The sequence below is a fragment of the Caballeronia sp. LZ062 genome (genome assembly GCF_031450785.1).
In the GTDB taxonomy this organism is placed as follows: Bacteria; Pseudomonadota; Gammaproteobacteria; order Burkholderiales; family Burkholderiaceae; genus Caballeronia.
The window spans coordinates 2345942-2366369 of sequence record NZ_JARTWB010000002.1; the positions used below are offsets into that span (position 1 = coordinate 2345942).

At 64.8% G+C, this 20428-nt stretch carries 20 protein-coding genes; 12 read left to right on the forward strand and 8 right to left on the reverse strand.

Going from position 1 to position 20428, the window contains the following annotated elements; all coding sequences use genetic code 11:
• Positions 1-99: 99 nt before the first annotated feature.
• From P9239_RS17000 to P9239_RS17010, 3 genes are read left to right on the forward strand one after another with little or no spacing between them, the layout of a single operon-like run.
• Positions 100-1005 (forward strand): biotin--[acetyl-CoA-carboxylase] ligase, encoded by a 906-nt coding sequence (locus P9239_RS17000; protein ID WP_309752925.1) that lies wholly within the window; start codon positions 100-102, stop codon positions 1003-1005.
• Between the two features lie 11 nt (positions 1006-1016).
• Positions 1017-1829 (forward strand): type III pantothenate kinase, encoded by an 813-nt coding sequence (locus P9239_RS17005; RefSeq protein ID WP_309754113.1) that lies wholly within the window; start codon positions 1017-1019, stop codon positions 1827-1829.
• 32 nt (positions 1830-1861) lie between these two features.
• Entirely contained in the window at positions 1862-2104 is a 243-nt protein-coding gene (locus tag P9239_RS17010; protein WP_309752927.1) for a hypothetical protein, read from the forward strand.
• 12 nt (positions 2105-2116) lie between these two features.
• Here P9239_RS17010 and rfaE2 read toward each other — a convergent pair whose 3' ends face one another.
• The 7 genes from rfaE2 to P9239_RS17045 all read right to left on the reverse strand — a co-directional run bounded on the left by rfaE2 (position 2117) and on the right by P9239_RS17045 (position 9223).
• Positions 2117-2599 (reverse strand): D-glycero-beta-D-manno-heptose 1-phosphate adenylyltransferase, encoded by a 483-nt coding sequence (gene rfaE2 / locus P9239_RS17015; RefSeq protein WP_175939096.1) that lies wholly within the window; start codon positions 2597-2599, stop codon positions 2117-2119.
• 143 nt (positions 2600-2742) lie between these two features.
• Positions 2743-3618, reverse strand: coding sequence for a ferritin-like domain-containing protein (locus P9239_RS17020; RefSeq protein ID WP_159837792.1), 876 nt, complete (start codon positions 3616-3618; stop codon positions 2743-2745).
• A gap of 413 nt (positions 3619-4031) precedes the next feature.
• Positions 4032-5045: a MerR family transcriptional regulator gene (locus P9239_RS17025; RefSeq protein ID WP_309752932.1), complete on the reverse strand. Its 1014-nt coding sequence runs from the start codon at positions 5043-5045 to the stop codon at positions 4032-4034.
• Between the two features lie 227 nt (positions 5046-5272).
• A complete protein-coding gene (locus tag P9239_RS17030) occupies positions 5273-6052 on the reverse strand; it encodes a PhaM family polyhydroxyalkanoate granule multifunctional regulatory protein (RefSeq protein WP_309752934.1) in 780 nt (259 codons plus the stop codon).
• Between the two features lie 52 nt (positions 6053-6104).
• Complete coding sequence (locus tag P9239_RS17035; RefSeq protein WP_309752935.1) at positions 6105-6932, reverse strand: enoyl-CoA hydratase/isomerase family protein; 828 nt, start codon at positions 6930-6932, stop codon at positions 6105-6107.
• A gap of 16 nt (positions 6933-6948) precedes the next feature.
• On the reverse strand, positions 6949-8109 hold the full coding sequence (locus P9239_RS17040) for an ABC transporter substrate-binding protein (RefSeq protein ID WP_309752936.1): 1161 nt from the start codon (positions 8107-8109) through the stop codon (positions 6949-6951).
• Positions 8110-8236: 127 nt separating this feature from the next.
• On the reverse strand, positions 8237-9223 hold the full coding sequence (locus P9239_RS17045; RefSeq protein ID WP_309752937.1) for a fumarylacetoacetate hydrolase family protein: 987 nt from the start codon (positions 9221-9223) through the stop codon (positions 8237-8239).
• 76 nt (positions 9224-9299) lie between these two features.
• On the opposite strand from P9239_RS17045, the gene P9239_RS17050 reads away from it, so the two are divergent.
• The 7 genes from P9239_RS17050 (at position 9300) to P9239_RS17080 (ending at position 17042) form a co-directional block, all read left to right on the forward strand.
• Positions 9300-10115 (forward strand): IclR family transcriptional regulator, encoded by an 816-nt coding sequence (locus tag P9239_RS17050; RefSeq protein ID WP_309752939.1) that lies wholly within the window; start codon positions 9300-9302, stop codon positions 10113-10115.
• 81 nt (positions 10116-10196) lie between these two features.
• A complete protein-coding gene (locus tag P9239_RS17055; RefSeq protein ID WP_309752941.1) occupies positions 10197-11390 on the forward strand; it encodes a DUF3108 domain-containing protein in 1194 nt (397 codons plus the stop codon).
• Positions 11391-11454: 64 nt separating this feature from the next.
• Positions 11455-12243, forward strand: a complete 789-nt coding sequence (locus P9239_RS17060; protein ID WP_309752943.1) for an alpha/beta fold hydrolase — start codon at positions 11455-11457, stop codon at positions 12241-12243.
• 123 nt (positions 12244-12366) lie between these two features.
• Positions 12367-12624, forward strand: a complete 258-nt coding sequence (locus P9239_RS17065; protein WP_159837774.1) for a DUF3567 domain-containing protein — start codon at positions 12367-12369, stop codon at positions 12622-12624.
• A gap of 241 nt (positions 12625-12865) precedes the next feature.
• Positions 12866-13933, forward strand: coding sequence for a homocysteine S-methyltransferase family protein (locus tag P9239_RS17070; RefSeq protein ID WP_309752944.1), 1068 nt, complete (start codon positions 12866-12868; stop codon positions 13931-13933).
• Positions 13917-16697, forward strand: coding sequence for a methionine synthase (metH, locus tag P9239_RS17075; protein ID WP_309754115.1), 2781 nt, complete (start codon positions 13917-13919; stop codon positions 16695-16697). Before P9239_RS17070 ends, metH begins: the two co-directional genes overlap by 17 nt.
• A 156-nt stretch (positions 16698-16853) precedes the next feature.
• On the forward strand, positions 16854-17042 hold the full coding sequence (locus P9239_RS17080) for a hypothetical protein (protein WP_309752946.1): 189 nt from the start codon (positions 16854-16856) through the stop codon (positions 17040-17042).
• A gap of 94 nt (positions 17043-17136) precedes the next feature.
• On the opposite strand, the gene P9239_RS17085 is transcribed toward P9239_RS17080, so the two are convergent.
• Positions 17137-17463, reverse strand: coding sequence for a DUF1840 domain-containing protein (locus P9239_RS17085; protein ID WP_309752948.1), 327 nt, complete (start codon positions 17461-17463; stop codon positions 17137-17139).
• A gap of 245 nt (positions 17464-17708) precedes the next feature.
• Between P9239_RS17085 and argS the strand changes: the two genes are divergently transcribed.
• Positions 17709-19493: an arginine--tRNA ligase gene (gene argS / locus P9239_RS17090; protein WP_309752950.1), complete on the forward strand. Its 1785-nt coding sequence runs from the start codon at positions 17709-17711 to the stop codon at positions 19491-19493.
• Between the two features lie 153 nt (positions 19494-19646).
• On the forward strand, positions 19647-20414 hold the full coding sequence (locus P9239_RS17095; protein ID WP_309752952.1) for an SPOR domain-containing protein: 768 nt from the start codon (positions 19647-19649) through the stop codon (positions 20412-20414).
• Positions 20415-20428 lie beyond the last annotated feature (14 nt).

Genomic DNA, 20428 nt, shown 5'->3' on the forward strand with positions numbered 1-20428 from the left:
GAACGCGGTTTGAGGGAGAGGGACATTGTAGCGAAGGATCGTTGCACGGCGGCGCGATCCCGAGCGCGAAGGTTCAACCACGCCCGCTACAATACTCCGATGACCCCGACCCCCTCCTTCGCCCCCGACGCGCCCTGGCGCATCGACCGCACCCGGCTCGCCACGCTCGCCGAGCGTCCCGTGCGGGACTGGACCATCGAGATCGTCGATGAAACCGGCTCCACCAACGCCGATCTGGTCGAGCGCATGCGCGCGCTTGCCCGCGACGTCGCGCAACGCACGCCGCCCGCGCCGGTCGCGCGCGTCGCGTATGCGCAGACGGCCGGGCGCGGGCGGCGCGGGCGCGCGTGGCTCGCCGAGCCGGGCAACGCGCTTCTGATGTCGGTCGGCTATGTGCTGCGGCGGCCTATCGAAGGGCTGTCGGGCCTGAGTCTCGCCATCGGCACCGCCGTGCTCGACGCGCTCGCGCGCCTGCCGCTCACGCCGTCCGCGCGGCCCGCGCTCAAGTGGCCGAACGACGTGCTGCTCGACGACGGCAAGCTCGCCGGCATCCTCATCGAGACGGCGTGGAATGCGCCGGGCGCGACGGCGGTGGTGATCGGCATCGGCATCAATCTGCACGGCGCGGAGCAGCTCGCCGCGCAAGTCGACGAGGCAAATCGCCAGTCGCCGTCCGCTGCCGCTCCCGGCGCGGCGCCCGCCGCGCTCGCCCGCGCGTGGCCCGACGCGAATCTCACGGACACGCTCGCCGCGCTGCTGAATGCGCTCGACACCGCGCTGCCTCGCTTCGAAGCGGACGGCTTCCGGCCGTTCCGCCAGCGCTGGACCGACGCGCACGCCTACGCGGGCCGCGAAGTCGTGCTGATGGACCAGGGGCAGGAAGTGACGCGCGGCGTCGCGAGCGGCGTCGACGACAGCGGACACTTGCTGATCGACGCGCCCGAAGGACCGCGCGCCGTCGCGACGGGCGAACTGTCGCTGCGGCTCGCGAAGGAGCGTCCGTGAGCGACGCGCCGATGCTGTTGATCGACGCGGGCAACAGCCGCATCAAGTGGTCGCTGGTGGATGAAAACGGCGCGGCCATCGCGAGCGGCGCGCTGGAACACGAACGTGAATCCGCGCCGGGCGATGCCGCCGATCCGGCGCTCGCCGCATGGTCGGCGCTGCCTCGGCCGGGAAGCGCGTGGATGTCGAACGTGGCGGGCGCGGCGGTGCAGGCGCGCATCGAACGCATGATCGACGCGCGCTGGCCGGCGCTGCCGCGCACCGTCGTGCGCGCGAAGCGTGCGCAATGCGGCGTGACCAACGGTTACACGGAACCGGAGAAGCTCGGCAGCGACCGCTGGGCGAGCCTGATCGGCGCGCGCGCTGCATTTCCCGGCGAGAACGTGCTGATCGCCACCTTCGGCACCGCGACGACGCTCGAAGCGTTGCGCGCCGACGGCGTCTTCACGGGCGGATTGATCGCGCCGGGCTGGTCGCTGATGATGCAATCGCTCGGCAGCCACACCGCGCAGTTGCCGACACTCGATGCCGCCGCCGCGCGCCGCGCGCTCGGTCACGCGCAAGCGCCTGCGCCCAGCTTCTTCGCCACCGATACCGCCGCCGCGCTCTCCGCGGGCTGCCTGCTCGCGCAAGCCAGCCTGATCGAACGCGCATGGCGCGATCTGCGCGCCGAGTGGCAGTCCGACGTGCGCCTCGTGCTCGGCGGCGGCGCGGCCAACGAGATTGCGGGCGCGCTCGCGGTGCCGCACACTCGCCACGATTCCCTCGTGCTTGCCGGCCTCGCGCTCATTGCGCGCGAATCGGCCGCGCATCGAACTGACTGATGATTACCGAATCGACTGACGGAGCCCCAAGAATGCTGCGCTGGCTCATTGCCTTTCTCGTTTTGGCCAACGTGCTGGTGTTCGCGCTCGTACACGGCATGTTCGGCTCGTCGCTGCCCGCCGCAGGCGCGCGCGAGCCGCATCATCTGTTGCAACAGGTGCGGCCGGAAACGCTGACCACGCGCCCGCTGCGCCCCGAAGATGCGGCCGATCAGCCTCAAGTCGGCGGTCCCGCGCCCGCCGCGAACGTAGAGACGAAGCCGCTCGGCCAGTAACGCGCGGCCCGTTCAGGACTGCGCGCGGACCTTCTTCAGCAGCGCGGTGGTCGAGCGGTCATGCTCGAACGCAATCGCCAGCGCCTTGCCGCCCCAGCCGCGCACGAGCGCCGATTCCGCGAGCTTGTCCATGTCGTAGTCGCCGCCCTTGACGAGCACGTCGGGGCGCAGCGCGTCGATCAGTTGCAGCGGCGTCGATTCCTCGAACTTCACCACCCAATCCACGCTTTCGAGCGCCGCGAGCAGCGCCATGCGGTCGTCTTCGCGATTGATCGGGCGATCGTCGCCCTTGCCGAGCGTGCGCACGGAGGCATCGCTGTTCACGCCGACGATCAGCGTCGCGCCGAGCGCCTTCGCGTCCGCGAGATACGTCACGTGTCCGCGATGCAGGATGTCGAACACCCCGTTGGTGAACACGACCGGCCCGGCGAGCGTCGGGCGGAGCGCGGCGAGCGCGTCGCGCGTGGTGATCTTGCGTTCGAAAGTGGCGGGCATGTCGGTGCTCTCGCGGATAGTTCGGAAAGCGCGCATTGTGCCACGGCGGTTTGCGCGCCAATCGTGATGAAAAGGCGGCCTGGAAAGCAAAACGGCCCGCCGCTGAAAGCCGGCAGGCCGTTTTTCATTCACGCGATACGCTTTTACGCAGGCTGTCCGCTTGAACCGCCGGACGCGGCTTGCAGACGCTGCACCACTTCCTTGCGATACCGGTTCAATTCCTGCGCCGTGACGAACGACCGCTCGAAAAGAATCGAGAGGTTGTGCAGAATGCGCTCGACGACCTTCTTCTCCCAGCTATCGTCGAAGCGGATTTGATCGTCCAGCCAGCGTTCGAGCCATTCCGGGTCCGGCAGACGCGATTGCACGGTATCGCGCGGAAAGAGCGCCTGATTCACGTGCAGGTTCGTGGGATGCAGCGGCTTCTCCGTGCGACGGGCGGAGGCCATCAGCACGCCGATTTTCGCGAATGCGGCGCGCGCGGTATCGCCCGCAGTCGAGAGCGCCTTCTTCATGTAGCGCAGATACGCGCCGCCATGACGCGCCTCGTCACGCGAAATGGTTTCGTAGATATGCTTGATGACCGGCTCGGTATGCCATTCGGCCGCGCGGCGATACCAGTGATTCAGGCGGATTTCGCCGCAGAAATGAAGCATGAGCGTTTCGAGCGGCGGCGCGGGATCGAACTCGAAGCGCACGGCGTGCAGTTCTTCTTCCGTCGGCACCAGTTCGGGCCGGAAGCGGCGGAGATATTCCATCAGCACCAGCGAATGCTTCTGCTCCTCGAAAAACCACACGCTCATGAACGCGGAAAAGTCGCTGTCATGATGGTTGTCACGCAAAAACATTTCGGTTGCGGGAAGAGCGGACCATTCGGTGATCGCGTTCATCTTGATGGTCCGGGCCTGCTCGTCGGTGAGCAGGGACGCATCGAACTTGTCCCAAGGGATGTCCTTCTCCATATCCCAACGGACGGATTCCAGCGATTTATAAAGTTCCGGATAAAGCATGGTGTTCATAGTCCACCCCTGAAGCCACTTATGCGACGTTATATCTGTATGACGTTCGGCCAAGCGTGCGCACGAACCGCTGCACACGAGCAACCAAGCTTTCAATTTTACGCGGGATTTGGGCGGCCGCTGGCGAAATCCGACAAGGAAGCGCCCGGTTTAGCGCCGTGGCAACGCGCCCGACGCGTTTTCGCGTCGAACGTCTTGCGCGGATGCCATGTAATGTGCGCCCTGTTCTTTCGTGCGCGAGAAGCGAAACGTATGCCTGAGCTTGATCGAGGCTTTCGCCGCACCGCCGGTGCTGTGGATCAGCAGGACGACGCTTACGCCGCGCGACGGTTTCCGGCCCACTGAGACCCACGTTCCGCCGATGCCGCGACGTTCGCAGGCCCGCTCGAGCCCGCGCTAGCAAGCCTTCTGGATCATAGCATGGCGCCTTCGCGCCAGGCCGCCACGAACTCTTCGATGGGCGTAAGGCCCTCGACGTGGTCGACCCCTTCGTTCGGTTTGCGGCGCAGCGCCGGGCTGCTCCCGCCGGCCCAGATGCGCATTTCCTGCGGCAACATGCTGCGCAGTTCCGTCAAACCGTTCGAGATGACCTGCGCGGGGAGCACCGCAGTGAACGACAGCGCGACGACATCGACCTTATGCGCGACCGCCGCGCCGACGATGTCGTGCAGCGGCGTTTGCAGTCCCAGTTGCACGCATTCGCACTCGCAAAGTGTGAACATGGCTTCGGCCATCAGAATGCCGAGGCCGTGGCCTTCACCGGACAGCGTCGTCAGCAGAACGCGCGGCCGGCCGCCGCGCCCGCGCAACGCCTCGGACAGCGGGCGCATCAGCGTGCGCAGCGTGAACTGGATCGACTCGCTGAACAAATGCTCGTGATAGACCTGAAGCGTACCTGCCGCCCACGCGTTGCCCACGCGCGCGGCAAGCGGCGCGGCGACATCGATGACGAAGCGTTCCAGGCCGTCGCGCGTCGCGCGTCTCAGGAGCCCGAAGCGGAAGTCCTCGTATGCGCCGTTGCGCAGCAGCGCGATGAAGTGGTCCAGTTCGGCGTCCGGCGCGTCCTGCCCGACGCCCGACGACTCCGCGAGTTGCTGAAGCGCCTCGATGGGCTGCGCGAGCACCTTGCTCGGCCGATGCCCCGCGTCCAGCAAGCGTTTGACGAGCCGCAGCTTCGTCACCTGCTCCTGCGGATACAGTCGCTCGCCGCCGGGCGAGCGCATCGGCTGCGGAAAACCGTAACGCCGCTCCCACACGCGCAGCGTGTCCTTCGTCAGACCAATCTCCTGCGCAATTGCGCCGATGCCGACGCCGCTCAGCCCCGAGCCCACGGGACGCACGGCCGCCGCTGCGGACGCCGCGTTTTCTGGTTCTTCTTGGCCCGGACTCACGTCGGAACCCAGATTATCTTCGGATGAATTTGTCATGGACAAAACGGTAATTGAACACGCAGACAGCCGCATTGCACAATGCGTGCCTGCGGCGGCAGGTGGACAAATTCGTCGCTAAATCAGCGCAACTGTTAGACAGGATAGATCAATACGTGGCGGTCAGGGACGCGGCGCGCGTGCAAAAGAAAACGCCCGGCGACCACGTGACCGCCGGGCGTTTCGTTCCAACCGATGCCGCACCCGCGCGACACCGGCCGCGATGCTCACTCGGGTTTCTTGCGCGCCGGCGCTTTGCGCGCCGCAGCCTTCTTCGCTGCTGCTGCGGCGGCGGACGTATCGTCGCCGGCGTTCCTGCCGGTGGCCGGCGCGGGCGCGGGTGCAGGCGGGCCCTCACTGGCGGGCGATGTCGCTTGCCCGGCGGGCGCGCCCGCCATGCCGGGCTGAATCATCGCCAGTTGGGCGAGCTGATTGAACTGCGATTGCAGCGCGTTCCACCAACCGCCCGGATCGAAGCCCGGCGGCAGCGGCGCATCCGGCTGCGCGCCCGGTTCCGGGTTGTCGCTTTCCGTGGGCGAGGCGCGTTCGCCCGGCGCGGCATGCGGCGCGTCGTTCTGCGCGGCGCCGCCCATCGGCCAGCGGCCCGCCGCCTTCGACGTTTCCGCCGCCGCATTCTGCGCGCTCTCCACCGACGTCTGCGCGAACGCGCCGAACGCGCGCAGCGTGGCGAGCGTGGCGCGCTGCACTTCGAGCGCCTGAATCGCGGATTGCAGCATGTTCAGATTGAGCTTCAGCCACTGCTCGACGGCGCGCATGTCGGTCACGCGCTTGTCCAGTTCCTCGATGTTCGTGAGCGGCGCGAGCATGTCCGACATCATCGAAAGCGACGGATTCGCGCCCTGCGCGCCGCCCGACATCGCGGCCGCGAACGGATTCAAGCGCATCATTTCCCACATCTTGCCCATCATGTCGGCCTGGCCCAAGCCGGAGAAACCGGGGAAACCGGGAATGGAAAACGGCGAGTTGCCGCCTGAGGTGTCCGTCATTCGTCGCTCCTCTTGATTGGTTGATCGCGCTTGGCTGCAAGCGCCGCGTTCGTCAGAACGGCGCGCCGCCGGGGAAATCCGGCGCGCGGCGCTCGCGCAGCGAACGCATGCCTTCGTGCACGTCGGGGCCGGCAAAGCCCATGAATTCCAGCGCGAGCGATGTGTCGAAAGTCGGCCCCGCCATGCGCAGCCAGTTGTTCAGCGCGTACTTCGTCCAGCGGATGGCCGTCTGCGATCCGGCCGCGAGGCGGTTCGCGACCTCGATCGCCTTCGGCATGAGTTCGCTTTCTTCCACCGCGAGCGATACCAGCCCGATGCGCTCCGCCTCTTCGCCGCTCACAGGCTCGCATAGGAGCAGATAGTACTTGGCCTTCGCCATCCCGCACAGCAGCGGCCAGACGATCGCCGCATGATCGCCCGCCGCGACGCCGAGCCGCGTATGTCCGTCGATGATGCGCGCCGACTTCGCCGCAATGGAAATATCGGCGAGCAAGCCCGCGACCAGCCCCGCGCCGACCGCCGGACCGTGCATGGCGGAGACGATCGGTTTGCTGCAATTGATCACGTTGTACACGAGATCGCGCGCCTCGCGCCAGACACGCGCGCGCACGTCGAAGTCGTTCGCCATCTCTTCGACGAGCGCGAGGTCGCCGCCCGCCGAAAAGCCCTTGCCTTCGCCGCGAATCAGCGCGACGCGCGTGTCCGGATCGCGGTCGATATCGCGCCAGATATCCGCGAGTTCGCGATGCATGCTGGCGTCGGCGGTGGAGAGGCCGCTCTTGTTCGCGCCCGCGCCCGGCATGACGACTTCCAGCACGCCATGCGCATGACGGCGCAACTGCAGCGACGTGTAGTGCGAATACAAGGAGAGATCGCTCATGTCGGTTCCATGTGGTCTAGCGCGGCTGATACGCCCACTTGCCGTCGCGGATCTCGACCATCACGCGGGCGCGCTGGTCGAGACCGATGTGATCGTTGGGCGTCATGTTGACGACGCCGTTCGTGTCCGCGAAGTTCTTCGTGCCTTCGAGCGCATCGCGAAGCGCGCCGCGAAACGCGGGCGTGCCGGGCGCGCCGGCTTTCATCGCAATGGGAACGGCGCGTTGCAGCAACATCCCCGCGTCCCACGCATACGAGCCGAATGCTGAGACCGTGCCCGCGCCCTGCTTCGCTTCGTACAGTTTGATGTAGTCGAGCGCGAGGCGCTTGGCCGGATGATCGTCCGGCAACTGGGCGGCGACGAGCACGGGGCTCGTCGGCAGGAAGGTGCCGTTGCAATCCGCGCCGCATACGCGCAGGAAGTCGCGGTTGCCCACGCCGTGATTGTGATAGACCTTGCCCTTGTAGCCACGCTGCGCGAGCGTCTTCGGCGGCAAGGCGGCGGGCGTGCCGGCCGCGCCGACCACCACTGCATCCGGCTTGGCCGCGAGAATCTTGAGAATCTGCCCGGTCACGCTCGGGTCCGTGCGATTGAACCGCTCGTTGGCGACGACCGTGATCTTGTGCAGTTGCGCGAACTTGGCGACTTCCGCGTAGAAGGTTTCGCCGAGCGCGTCCGCCTGGCCGATGTACGCGAGCGTCTTCACGCCGTGATTGCTCGCGTGCTCGGCAATCGCGGAGGCCATCATCGCGTCCGTTTGCGGCGTCTTGAAAACCCAGCGGCGCTTCTCGTCGACAGGCTCGATGATCTTCGCCGACGAAGCGAGCGAGATCATCGGCGTTTGACCTTGCGCGACGACGTCGATCATCGCGAGCGAATTCGGCGTGATCGACGAGCCGATAATCGCGTCGACCTGATTCTCGCTGATGAGCTTCTTCGTGGTCTGCACGGCTTGCGTGGTGTCGGAGGCGTCGTCGAGCACGATGTAGTCGACGCTCGCGCCGCCCATTTCCTTCGGCAGAAGCGCGACGGTATCGCGGGCGGGAATGCCGAGCGACGCAGCCGGCCCCGTCAGCGACAGCACGAGCCCGATCTTGACGTGCGGCGTTTGCGCGAACGCCGCCGTCGTCGCGGCAAATGCCGTCACCGCTGCCGCCACCCACTTGCTTATGCGCATCGAAGTCTCCGTTTGTATTTTTGTCGTCGTGCGGCGCGTGAGCCGCAACGCCCGGAGAGTGTACGGTCGCCGGCGCCCTCGACGCATCGGGCGAAACCCGTTGCGCCGTTTGTTTCATCGCGCGTGGTCAGTGCTCGAGTTGCACGACCGCCTGATCGATCGCGCCGAAGATGGACTTGCCCGCGTCGTCGAAGACTTCGATCTTCACGCTGTCGCCGAACTTCATGAACTCCGTCTGCGGCGCGCCGTGCTCGATGGTCTCCAGGCAACGCTTCTCCGCGATACAGCAGTAACCGCGCTTCGTGTCCTTGTTCGATATCGTGCCTGAGCCGACGATCGACCCCGCGCGCAAGTTGCGCGTCTTCGCGGCGTGCGCGATCAACTGGCCGAAGTGAAACACCATGTCCACGCCGCAGTCCGGCTGGCCGACCTTCTTGCCGTTCCAGTGCACGGTCATCGGGCGATGCACGCGGCCTTCGCGCCACGCGTCGCCGAGTTCGTCCGGCGTGACGGCCACCGGCGAAAACGCGGTCGCGGGCTTGCTCTGGAAGAAGCCGAAGCCCTTCGCGAGTTCGGCGGGAATCAGGTTGCGCAGCGAGACGTCATTGACCAGCATCAGCAAGCGCACGCTCTTCAACGCTTCGTCGGGCGTGGGCGCCATCTGCACGTCGGACGTAATCACCGCGACTTCCGCCTCGAAGTCGATGCCATACGATTCCGACGCACACACGATGTCGTCGGTCGGTCCGAGGAAGTCATCGCTGCCGCCTTGATACATGAGCGGATCGGTCCAGAACTCGGGCGGCATCTCCGCACCGCGCGCGCGGCGCACGAGTTCCACGTGATTCACGTAGGACGAGCCGTCGGCCCACTGGAACGCACGCGGCAACGGCGCCATGCACGACTTCGCATCGAACGAGAACGTGTGGCGCGCGCGGCCCTGATTCAATGCTTCGTAGAGGTCGAAAAGCTGCGGTGCGTAGAACGTCCAGTCGTCGAGCGCGCGTTGCAGTGTCGAGACGATTCCATCGGGAATGACCGCCGTGCGCAGATCGCGCGAAACGACGATGAGCTGGCCGTCGCGCGTGCCGTCCTTCAGCGTGGCAAGTTTCATAAAGCGGAGTCGGGGCTGAGATGACGTTGAGGGAAATGTATTTTACGATGGTGAATCCATCGCCTTCCCGCTTTCCATGCCATCCAACGCGCCCGCCACCGGCGACGAACTCGACCTCGACGCATCCGAAGAGAAACTGCGCTCGGGCATTCAGTCGATCGAAGTCGGCTTCCGTCTGCTCGATGTGCTGACGCACGAGCCGCGCGCCATGATGCTGCGCGATCTCGCGCAGCGCGCGGGCATGAGTCCGGCGAAAGCGCATCGGTATCTCGTGAGCTTCGTGCGGCTCGGGCTGGCGTCGCAAGACCCGCTCTCCGGGCGCTACGAACTCGGCGGTTTCGCTTTGCAGATGGGCCTCGCGAGGCTCGCACGTGTGGATGGCGTGAAGCTCGCGCGCATCGCGCTCGCCGAACTGCGTGACCGGATCGACCAGACGGTTGGCATCGCGGTGTGGGGCAATCAGGGTCCGACGGTCGTGCACTGGATGGAGTCGAGCTACCCGGCGAAGGCATCGCTGAAGCTGGGCGACGTGATGCCGCTTCTTTCGTCGGCCACGGGACTGCTCTTCGCCGCGTATCTGCCGCGCAGCAAGACGCAGCCGATGCTCGAACGCGAACTCGCTGCGAGCAAGCAGACGCTTGCCGGCGTCGAGCCGCTTTTCGCCGATGTGCGCGAACACGGCGCGGCGCGCGTCGAAGGCATGCTGCTGCCGTCGATACACGCGTTCTGCATGCCCGTTTTCGATTCGACCGGTGAAGTCGCGCTCGGCCTGATCGCGCTAGGACACGAAGGCGCATTCGATACGCGCTGGGGCGGCGAGATCGATGCGGCGCTTCGGGAATGCGCGCGCGCACTGTCGTATGAACTGGGATACAAGGCGGGCGAACGGTGATCGCCGGTCTTTGCGGAACATCGTTGCGAGCGCGGGTGTCATAACCGGTTCTGCTGTCGCGCACTTTTTTCTCCTCGTTCGATGCCCCTGTTTTCGTTTCATCGTCCGCCTGCTGCGCCGGGCGAGTCTCCCGCTGCCGCGTCCACGCCACACGCGTCTCGCCGATGGGGGCGCTGGGTCGCGGCCGCGTTGATCGTCGCGGGTCTGCATTGGGGCGCGATGCGCTGGATCGAACACGCGAGGCAGCCCGCGAATCAGGTTCCGGAGCAGAAGCCGCCCGTGCAAGTGGAATTGCTGACGCCGAAGCCTGTCGCGCCGCCTGCGCCTGCCAAACCGCCCGCGCCTGTCCACGCGGATCGGCCCGCGCCGCCCAAGGCCGTCCGCGCGCCAGCGCCGACTCCGGCCGCGGTCGCGCCGGTGTTGAGCGCGGCCACGCCGCAGCCGGGCGATCCTGTGGCGGCATCAAGCGTGGCGGCTTCCGGCGCGGCTTCCGGGAGCGCGTCCGCGCCGCCCGCCGCCGCAGCTGCGACGCGACCCGCTTCCGGCGACAAATTCAGCGTCCCGCCGACCGGCGACCTGCGCTACGACACGCTCGTCAACGGCGTGATGAACCAGACCGGCACGATCCACTGGACCAACGACGGCCAGCACTACGAGATGGTCGTTTCCATTCCGCTGCCGTTCGTCGGCCCGTATGTGTATTCGAGCAAGGGTCACATCGATGGCTTCGGCATCGCGCCGGAACAGTACTCGGAGAAACGCGGCCGCCGCGCCGCCGACATCGCCGTGTTCAATCGCGAAACGAAGCAAATCGTCTATACGCGCACGCCGAACAGCCAGCCGCTGGCGGACGGCGCGCAGGACCGCTTCAGCGTCGTCATGCAGTTGACGAGCCTCGTGCGCGGCGCGCCCGACGTCTACAAACCCGGCGTCACGCGTCAGTTCAGCGTCGCGGATAACGACAGCAGCGAAATCTGGCCGATGGAAACCGTCGGCGATGAAACCGTGCAGACGCGCGAGGGCTTCGTCACCGCGCGGCACTTCACGCGCCTGCCGCGCCGCGAAGGCGACCGCCGCAAGCTCGACATCTGGCTGGCTCCGGCGCTCGGCTGGCTGCCTGCCCGCATCCTCCAGACCGAGCCTTCCGGCATGCAGATCGAAATGCTCTGGGCGGGCAAGCTGCAAGCGCCTTCCGCCCGAACGGACGCGCCGGGCACGACGGATGCGTCAGAGGAAACCGCACCCGCCGCCGACGACGCCTCCGTCAGGCCGTAGCGGCGGCGCGTCCCACGGCCTCACGGGACGCACGGAATCTCAAAGCGACCTCCACGGAGCGGATATGCAGGTGAACATCAAAGGCATCGAAACCCGATACGTTCTTGACAACGAAGGCGGCGGTCCCTGGCTGACCTTCATTCATCAACTCGGCGGCGACTTGTCCGTGTGGGACCAGATGGCCGGTTACTTCCGCGACGATTTCACCGTGCTGCGTTACGACATGCGCGGTCACGGCTATTCGGCAGTGTCGCCCAATGCGTTTAGCGTGGACGATCTCGCCGACGATCTCTCCGAATTGCTAGACAAGCTCGGCGCGCCGACAACGCATATCGTCGGCTTGTCGCTCGGCGGCATGGTCGCGCAGAAGTTCGCCATCAACCATGCGGACAAAGTGGATTCACTGACGGTCGCGGGCGCACCCGCGTTCATTCGCGAAGAAGCGCGTCCGGCGTTTTTGCAACGCGCGGCTTCCGTGCGCCAAAACGGCATGGAGAGTATCTTGGAGTCGACGCTGGAACGCTGGTTCACCGAAGGGTTTCGCAAGGCACATCCCGAAGTGCTCGAGCAGATCGGCGAAACGATTGCGCGCACGCCTGCGGAAGGTTTCGCGATGGCGGCAGAAGCCCTCAGCCGTTTCGACGCGAAGAGCCAACTGGCGTCGATCCGGAAACGCACGCTCGTGGTGGCCGGCGAACACGACAATGGCACGCCGCATGCTGAATCTAAAGTGATCGCCGACACGGTGCCGGGCGCGCAATTCGAACTTCTGGATGCGGCACATCTGTCTCCGGTCGAGGCGTCGCAACGCTTTTGCGCATTGCTCGATGCGTTCTTGCGTGGGGCCGCCTGAGTACGTTTCACAGAAAAAAGCCTCGATAACACGGCATCACGTCGAGGCCACCCCTTGAATTCCCACCCAGTCGCTCCAACTACGATGCAGGTTGCGGGAGCAACAGGAATAAGGAGTGTCGCCATGCAAATGATCTACAACAGCCCTAACTATTGCGTCGTCGAATTTCCGCCTCAGGCCAATCATCTCGCCATGATGTCGGGCGGGTATGAAATCGTCGACAAGAACACGCAACGGGAGATCTTCATCGACGGTGAACTTGCCGCGAAGTTTCGCGAGCACGTGCAGAAGCTGATCGAAGAAGAGCCATCGCTCGAGGATGTCGATGAATTCCTCGGCCAGTTCGATATCTTGATGACCCAGCCCGTGGTGCTGCACTAAAGCTACGTTTCGCGCGGGCGCCCGGAGTCTCGAGCCCGCGCCGCCACGCTCACCGGCGAATGAGGCGAGCCACGCAAGACGGCAAACGAGCGACACGCCAGAAAAGACCCCGCCAGAACATTGGCGGGGTTCTTTTTTTGCGCGGGCGCATCGCCTCCGCGCCCCATGCGCCGGGAGCGACCGCCCCGCGCTGCGGCTACAATGACGGACTATTTCCTATCCGGTGCAGGGCCTGTCCGTCATGAACCAGAACGCCAATCCGAGTCTTTCGATCTCCGCGCGAGAATACACGCGCGGCGCCGCGCTTCCCGCGCTGTTGCAGCAGCGCATCCTGATCCTCGATGGCGCGATGGGCACCATGATTCAGCGTTACAAGCTGGACGAAGCCGCTTATCGCGGTGATCGCTTCAAGGACTATGGCCGCGATATCAAGGGCAACAACGAGTTGCTCTCCATCACGCAGCCGCAGATCATCCGCGAGATTCACGACAAATACCTCGCGGCCGGCGCGGACATCATCGAGACGAACACGTTCGGCGCCACGCGCGTGGCGCAGGCCGACTACGGCATGGAAGACCTCGCCGCCGAGATGAACTTCGCGTCGGCGAAGCTCGCCCGCGAAGCCTGCGATGCGTTCTCGACGCCGGACAAGCCGCGCTTCGTCGCGGGCGCCATCGGGCCGACGCCGAAGACCGCGAGCATCTCGCCGGACGTGAACGATCCCGGCGCGCGCAACGTGAGCTTCGACGAATTGCGCGACGCGTACTACGAGCAAGCGAAGGCGCTGCTCGATGCGGGCTGCGATCTCTTTCTCGTCGAAACCATTTTCGACACGCTCAATGCAAAAGCTGCGCTCTTCGCGCTCGACGAGTTGTTCGAAAACACGGGCGAACGCCTGCCGATCATGATCTCCGGCACGGTCACGGACGCATCGGGGCGCATTCTGTCGGGTCAGACCGTCGAGGCGTTCTGGAACTCGCTGCGTCACGCGAAGCCGCTGACGTTCGGGCTGAACTGCGCACTCGGCGCGGCGCTCATGCGCCCGTATATCGCCGAGCTGGCGAAGCTCTGCGATACCTATGTGTCGTGCTATCCGAACGCCGGCTTGCCGAATCCGATGAGCGACACGGGCTTCGACGAAACGCCCGACGTGACATCGGGACTGCTCAAGGAGTTTGCGCAAGCGGGCCTCGTCAATCTGGCGGGCGGATGCTGCGGGACGACGCCCGAGCACATCGCGGAAATCGCGAAGGCGCTCGCGCAAGTGAAACCGCGCGCCTTCCCCTCGCAATATCGCGACGCCGCCTAAGCACTGCCCGAATCGACCAAGAGAAACACAAGAGAAGCGAACGACCATGACCGATCACACGATGCGTCTTTCCGGCCTCGAGCCGTTCAACGTCACCGAAGGCTCGCTCTTCATTAACGTCGGCGAACGCACGAACGTGACGGGCTCGAAGGCGTTCGCGCGCATGATCCTGAACGGCCAGTTCGACGAAGCGCTGGCCGTCGCGCGGCAACAGGTGGAAAACGGAGCGCAGGTCATCGACGTGAACATGGACGAAGCCATGCTCGATTCGAAAGCGGCCATGGTGCGCTTCCTGAATCTGATCGCGTCCGAGCCGGACATTGCGCGCGTGCCGATCATGATCGACTCGTCCAAGTTCGAAGTAATCGAAGCCGGGCTCAAGTGCGTGCAGGGCAAGGCGATCGTCAATTCGATTTCGCTCAAGGAAGGCGAAGACGCGTTCCGTCACCACGCGAAGCTGATTCGCCGCTACGGCGCGGCGGCTGTCGTCATGGCGTTCGACGAGCAAGGTCAGGCCGACACGTTCGAGCGCAAGACGCAAATCTGCAAGCGTTCGTACGACATTCTGGTGAACGAAGTGGGCTTTGCGCCGGAAGATATCGTCTTCGATCCGAACATCTTCGCCATCGCGACGGGTATCGAAGAGCACAACAATTACGCGGTCGATTTCATCAACGCGACGCGCTGGATCAAACAGAATCTGCCGCACGGGAAGGTGAGCGGCGGCGTGTCCAACGTGTCGTTCTCGTTTCGCGGCAACGATCCCGTGCGCGAAGCCATTCACACGGTGTTCCTCTACCACGCGATTCAGGCGGGCATGGACATGGGCATCGTGAATGCGGGGCAGCTCGGCGTCTATGCCGATCTCGACCCCGAACTGCGCGAGCGCGTCGAAGATGTCGTGCTGAATCGCCGCGAAGACGCCACCGACCGTCTGCTTGAAATCGCCGACAAGTTCAAGACCGGCGCGGCGAAGAAGGAAGAGAACCTCGAATGGCGCAATCAGCCGGTCGAGGCGCGGCTTTCACATGCGCTCGTGCACGGCATCACGACCTTCATCGTGGAAGATACAGAGGAAGTGCGCGCGAAGATCGAGCGGGCGGGAGGCCGGCCGATCAATGTGATCGAAGGGCCGCTGATGGACGGCATGAATATCGTCGGCGACCTCTTCGGCGCCGGCAAGATGTTCCTGCCGCAAGTGGTGAAGTCGGCGCGCGTGATGAAGCAGGCGGTCGCGCATCTGATCCCGTTCATCGAAGAAGAAAAGAAGCGTCTCGCCGATGCCGGCGCGGACGTGCGCTCGAAGGGCAAGATCGTCATCGCCACCGTCAAGGGCGACGTGCACGACATCGGCAAGAACATCGTCTCGGTCGTGCTCCAGTGCAACAACTTCGAAGTGGTCAACATGGGCGTGATGGTGCCGTGCGCGACCATCCTGCAGAAGGCGAAGGAAGAAGGCGCGGATATCATCGGTCTGTCGGGGCTCATCACGCCGAGTCTCGAAGAAATGGCGTACGTCGCCTCCGAAATGCAGCGCGACGAATACTTTCGCGGCAAGCAGACGCCGCTTCTGATCGGCGGCGCCACCACTTCGCGCGTGCATACCGCCGTGAAGATCGCGCCGAATTACGATGGTCCGGTCGTGTACGTGGCGGACGCGTCGCGCTCGGTGTCGGTGGCGTCGAGCCTCTTGTCGGACGAGGGCGCGGCGAAATATCTCGACGAACTGAAGACGGACTACGAGCGCATTCGCACGCAGCACGCGAACAAGAAGGCGCAGCCGATGGTGAGCTACGCCGAGGCGCGCGCCAACAAGACGAAGATCGACTGGAGCGCGTACCAGCCCAAAAAGCCGAGCTTTATCGGGCGGCGCGTGTTCAGGAACTACGACCTCGCGGAACTGGCGAACTATATTGACTGGGCGCCATTCTTCCAGACATGGGATCTCGCCGGACCGTACCCGGCCATTCTGAACGACGAGATCGTCGGCGAATCGGCGCGGCGCGTGTTCTCGGACGGCAAGTCCATGCTCTCGCGCATCATTCAGGGCCGCTGGCTCACGGCGAACGGCGTGATCACGCTGCTGCCCGCAAATACGGTGAATGACGACGACATCGAAATCTATACGGACGAGTCCCGCTCGAAAGTGGCAATGACCTGGCGCAATCTGCGTCAACAGAGCGTGCGGCCGGTAGTCGACGGCGTCATGAGGCCGAATCGGTCGCTGGCCGACTTCATCGCGCCGAAAGAATCGGGCGTGGCCGATTACATCGGTCTCTTCGCCGTGACGGCGGGTCTTGGCGTCGACAAGAAAGAGCAGCAATTCGCCGCCGACCACGACGACTACAGCGCGATCATGCTGAAGGCGCTCGCCGACCGTTTCGCGGAAGCCTTCGCCGAGGCGCTGCATGCGCGCGTGCGCCGCGAACTGTGGGGCTACGCGGCAAACGAAACGCTCGACAACGAAGCGCTCATTGCGGAGAAGTACAGCGGCATCCGTCCCGCACCCGGCTATCCGGCGTGCCCGGACCATCTCGTCAAGCGCGATATGTTTCAGGTGCTTCAGGCAGAAGAGATCGGCATGAGCCTCACCGAATCGCTCGCCATGACGCCGGCCGCAAGCGTCTCGGGGTTCTATCTCGCGCATCCGGAAAGCACGTACTTCTCGGTCGGCAAGATCGGCGACGATCAGGTGCAGAGTTTCGCTGAACGCATGGAAATTTCATCGGCGGATGCGGAACGCGCGCTTGCGCCGTTGCGGTAAATGCGCAGCGCTCACGTTGCGGTCTACGTACGCTGCATGTGATACGCAAAAAAAGCGCCGTGCGATGGGCGCGAAATTTTTTATTTCCGTAGACTTGTCGCTGCGATAAGCCGCCATGACGGCGGCCACGCACTCGTTAGCCACGGAGAAAGTCGCATGAAGAAGATGACGTCCGCCGTAACCATCGCGATCGCCGCGGCAGTGCTCGCAGCGTCGAGTTCGGCTGCGTTCGCGCAGGCCAGCACCACGCAGGCATCGTCGTACTCGCCGCCGCAGGCCGAACACAAGAAGAAGCCGAAGACGCCGAAGAAGCCGAAGAGTCCGGGCAACGGTCAGTCGCAGTAAGCGGCGCGACCCGAGTGAGCCAGCAGGAAGACAACCCCGCATCGTCGCCGGTGCGGGGTTTTTCGTTTGAGCCGCGGGGTGCTCATACGCCCAATCACACGCCCCAGAGAATGTCCTTGTTCTCTTTCTGCGCGAGACGCAGCATGTCGAGGAACGGATACGCCCGTTGCGCGAGCCCAATGGGGATCTCGTGCGGATCGTGGCCGTCTTCGCCTTCGTGGAAATGGCCGTCGTGCTCGGCGCGCTCTTTCTTGTCGCTGACGACCGCCGCCTCGAGCTTTTCGATGGCGGCCGGCAATTCGTCATGCGTGATGACGCCGCGTTCGGTTAACTGCTTGCCGATGATCTGAAGCAGATACTCGGCGAGGTTGTCGAGCATCATGACATCCGGTGCAGCCATGGTCTTGAATGTGATCAGCATGGGAGAGTCCTTTTCCTTTTGTTGGATGACAGCCGGGGCGAATGCGAGACGCGCCGACAAGCCGATCTTTGCAGAACAACCACCCTGAATAGACAGTTTAGCACCTGCTAAAATCCCGGTTTCAGCCATGACCGGCCTAAGGCGGGTCGCGGCAAACGGCTCATCGGCCACGTCAAAATCGGCGCCCGCGTCGCCCGCACCTGTCGCGCATTACTCCGCACTCGCTCCACTGGATCACATTCAGCATGCTGCCTGCACACAAAGAAACCCTGGAAACGCTCCTCTCCGACGCGGTCAAAGAGGTCGCGCAAGCCACGCAAGGCGCAACGGAAGCCGCTTTCGTCGCGCCCGCGATCGTGCTCGAACGGCCGAAGGTCGCGGCGCACGGCGACGTGGCGTCGAACGTCGCAATGCAGCTCGCCAAGCCGCTGCGCGCGAACCCGCGTCAGCTCGCGCAGCAGATCGTCGATGCGGTGCTCGGTCATCCGTCGGCGAAGGGGCTGGTCGAGAGCGCGGAAGTCGCCGGTCCCGGCTTTATCAACTTGCGTCTCGCGGCGAAGGCAAAGCAAGACGTGATCCCGGCGGTGCTCGGTGAAGGCGCGGCGTACGGCCGTTCGGCGCGCGATGCAGGCAAGCGCGTGCTGGTCGAATTCGTGTCGGCGAACCCGACCGGTCCGCTGCACGTCGGCCACGGCCGGCAAGCCGCGCTCGGCGACGCGCTTTCGAATCTGCTCGCGACGCAAGGCTACGCGGTGCATCGCGAGTTCTACTACAACGACGCCGGCGTGCAGATCGGCAATCTCGCCATCTCGACGCAGGCGCGCGCGCGCGGCTTCAAGCCGGGCGACGCCGAGTGGCCGGAGGCCGCGTACAACGGCGAGTACATCGCCGACATCGCGCGCGACTACATGGCGGGCGCAACGGTGGCGGCCAAGGATGGCGAGCCGGTCAAGGGCAAAGGCGACGTCGACGACCTCGAAGCCATCCGTCATTTCGCGGTGGCGTATCTGCGGCATGAACAGGACATGGACCTGACCGCGTTCGGCGTGAAGTTCGACCAGTTCTATCTGGAGTCGTCGCTGTACAAGGAAGGGCGCGTCGAAGAGACGGTGAAGGCGCTGGTCGACGCCGGCAAGACCTACGAGCAGGACGGCGCGCTGTGGCTGCGCACCACCGACGACGGCGACGACAAAGACCGCGTGATGAAGAAGTCCGACGGCACGTACACGTACTTCGTGCCGGACGTCGCCTATCACGTGACGAAGTGGCAGCGCGGCTTCACCAAGGTCATCAACGTGCAGGGCTCGGACCATCACGGCACCATCGCGCGCGTGCGAGCCGGGCTGCAAGGGCTCGGCATCGGCATTCCGAAGGGCTATCCCGACTACGTGCTGCACAAGATGGTCACGGTCATGCGCGACGGCCAGGAAGTGAAAATCTCCAAGCGCGCGGGAAGTTACGTGACGGTGCGCGATCTGATCGAGTGGTCGGGCGGCATGACGCCGGGCAGCGAAGCCGCGCCCGATCAGCTCGACGAAGCGATGATCCGCCGCGGCCGCGACGCCGTGCGCTTCTTCCTGATCTCGCGCAAGGCAGACACCGAATTCGTGTTCGATATCGACCTCGCGCTCAAGCAGAACGACGAGAACCCGGTGTATTACGTGCAGTACGCTCACGCGCGCATCTGCACGATTCTCAACGACTGGAAGGAACGCTACGGCGGCGACCTCGCGCTGGCGGCGAAGGCGGATCTCGAACCGCTGTCGAGTCCGCGCGCGATGGCGCTGCTCAACAAGCTCGCCGAGTTCCCCGACATGCTCGCGCACGCCGCCGACGAACTCGCGCCGCACGCGGTCGCGTTTTATCTGCGCGACCTCGCTGGCGAATTTCACTCGTTCTACAATGCGGAGCGCGTGCTGGTGGACGACGAGAAAGAGCGCACGGCGCGCATCGCGCTGCTGGCCGCGACGCGTCAAGTGCTCGAAAACGGGCTCGCGACCATCGGTGTGTCGGCGCCGCAGAAGATGTGAACAAAGCGCTGCGTCGTGTGTGTTCCGTCGTGCGCGCGCCTGTAACTTTGTGAACCTTTCGGCGTGCGCGGACGGCAGCCTGGCGCGGGCTTGCATCACGCGGCGGCTATAATCGTCGGCCAACTCGAAGACTTTTTGCAGGTGATTCATACGATGGCAAAACCAAGCCGCACGTCGAAGCAATCGCAGTCGAAGCAAACGGGGGGAACCTTTCTCGGCATCGTGCTCGGTCTGATCGTCGGACTCGCGATCGCCGTGATCGTCGCGCTGTACATCACGCGTGCGCCCACGCCATTCGTCGCGAAGGTCGCGCCGCCAGCGGAGTCGTCTTCCGCGCCCGCCGCGCAGCCGTACGACCCGAATCGCCCGCTGCAAGGCAAGTCGCCGGGGCAAGCCGTGCCGCAAGCCGCGCAGCCCACGCCGCCGAATACCGCGCCCGGCCAGAGCACGAATCAGACGCAATCGTCGGGCGTGCTGGACGAACCGCAAATCGTCGAAGTTCCGCCGAGCGGCGGCACGGCGTCCGCGCCGCGCACCGCGAGTCCGACTATCGCGAAAAAGCCTGAAGCCGCGCCTGGCACGGCCGGTTCGACGAGTTCGACCACCGCCGCCACGCCGCCCAAGAACGGTTCCGCGCCGCCCGCCACCGCCAAGACCACGCCGCCCGCACCCGGCGACGTGAACACCGGCTATTTCCTGCAAGTGGGCGCCTATAAGACGCAAGCCGATGCCGAACAGCAGCGCGCGCGTCTGGGCTTCCAAGGGTTCGAATCGAAGGTGACGCAGCGCGACGCGGGCGGTGTGACGTACTATCGCGTGCGTATCGGTCCGTTCGCCAAGTTCGAGGACATGAATACGGCGCGGCAGCGTCTGTCCGACGCAGGCGTCGATACGGCGGTCATTCGTTTCTCGAAGCAATAAAGCGTGCAGGACGG

Bases quoted from the DNA above. Each gene is read 5' to 3' on its own strand.
- P9239_RS17035 (WP_309752935.1), bottom strand. From the start codon at position 6,932: ATGAGCGATCTCTCCTTGTATTCGCACTACACGTCGCTGCAGTTGCGC.
- P9239_RS17025 (WP_309752932.1), bottom strand. From the start codon at position 5,045: ATGACAAATTCATCCGAAGATAATCTGGGTTCCGACGTGAGTCCGGGC.
- P9239_RS17005 (WP_309754113.1), top strand. From the start codon at position 1,017: ATGCTGTTGATCGACGCGGGCAACAGCCGCATCAAGTGGTCGCTGGTG.
- P9239_RS17060 (WP_309752943.1), top strand. From the start codon at position 11,455: ATGCAGGTGAACATCAAAGGCATCGAAACCCGATACGTTCTTGACAAC.
- P9239_RS17085 (WP_309752948.1), bottom strand. From the start codon at position 17,463: ATGCTGATCACATTCAAGACCATGGCTGCACCGGATGTCATGATGCTC.
- P9239_RS17095 (WP_309752952.1), top strand. From the start codon at position 19,647: ATGGCAAAACCAAGCCGCACGTCGAAGCAATCGCAGTCGAAGCAAACG.
- P9239_RS17065 (WP_159837774.1), top strand. From the start codon at position 12,367: ATGCAAATGATCTACAACAGCCCTAACTATTGCGTCGTCGAATTTCCG.
- P9239_RS17050 (WP_309752939.1), top strand. From the start codon at position 9,300: ATGCCATCCAACGCGCCCGCCACCGGCGACGAACTCGACCTCGACGCA.
- P9239_RS17070 (WP_309752944.1), top strand. From the start codon at position 12,866: ATGAACCAGAACGCCAATCCGAGTCTTTCGATCTCCGCGCGAGAATAC.
- P9239_RS17045 (WP_309752937.1), bottom strand. From the start codon at position 9,223: ATGAAACTTGCCACGCTGAAGGACGGCACGCGCGACGGCCAGCTCATC.
- P9239_RS17040 (WP_309752936.1), bottom strand. From the start codon at position 8,109: ATGCGCATAAGCAAGTGGGTGGCGGCAGCGGTGACGGCATTTGCCGCG.
- P9239_RS17055 (WP_309752941.1), top strand. From the start codon at position 10,197: ATGCCCCTGTTTTCGTTTCATCGTCCGCCTGCTGCGCCGGGCGAGTCT.
- argS (WP_309752950.1), top strand. From the start codon at position 17,709: ATGCTGCCTGCACACAAAGAAACCCTGGAAACGCTCCTCTCCGACGCG.
- P9239_RS17000 (WP_309752925.1), top strand. From the start codon at position 100: ATGACCCCGACCCCCTCCTTCGCCCCCGACGCGCCCTGGCGCATCGAC.
- P9239_RS17010 (WP_309752927.1), top strand. From the start codon at position 1,862: ATGCTGCGCTGGCTCATTGCCTTTCTCGTTTTGGCCAACGTGCTGGTG.
- rfaE2 (WP_175939096.1), bottom strand. From the start codon at position 2,599: ATGCCCGCCACTTTCGAACGCAAGATCACCACGCGCGACGCGCTCGCC.
- P9239_RS17020 (WP_159837792.1), bottom strand. From the start codon at position 3,618: ATGAACACCATGCTTTATCCGGAACTTTATAAATCGCTGGAATCCGTC.
- P9239_RS17030 (WP_309752934.1), bottom strand. From the start codon at position 6,052: ATGACGGACACCTCAGGCGGCAACTCGCCGTTTTCCATTCCCGGTTTC.
- P9239_RS17080 (WP_309752946.1), top strand. From the start codon at position 16,854: ATGAAGAAGATGACGTCCGCCGTAACCATCGCGATCGCCGCGGCAGTG.